The sequence below is a fragment of the Mesorhizobium sp. M2E.F.Ca.ET.209.01.1.1 genome, from assembly GCF_004010375.2.
Taxonomy (GTDB): Bacteria; Pseudomonadota; Alphaproteobacteria; order Rhizobiales; family Rhizobiaceae; genus Mesorhizobium.
On the sequence record NZ_SADP02001026.1, the window covers coordinates 1 to 300 of the forward strand.

Consider the following 300-nt stretch of genomic DNA (forward strand, 5'->3'; position numbering starts at 1 on the left):
CTGGAACTGGCCCTCATTGAAAAAGCTGACCGACGACGTGCCGCCGACGCTAGGCTTGTAGCGGTGCGAGACGTGAACGTCCTTGTTGGCCGGAAAGGTCGAGCGCCACCAATAGGTCGAGCGCAATTGCCAGAACGGCGCATAGCCGGGTTTTTGGCCGCCACTGTCGTCAACAGTGTCCTCGATGATGATGCCGCGGTTGACCCAGTCGTCGGCCACCGCTTGCGGAAGCTTCGCCAGTGCCGCCTTGGCGGCATCGCCGAACGGGTTGAACGGCACGTTCTGGGCCTTCAAATCGGC

1 protein-coding gene is annotated in these 300 nt (G+C 62.0%); it reads right to left on the reverse strand.

What is annotated here, in order from left to right; all coding sequences use genetic code 11:
* A partial coding sequence (locus EN852_RS38965) for a DUF4424 family protein (RefSeq protein WP_135879912.1) occupies positions 1-300 on the reverse strand: 300 nt, incomplete at both ends.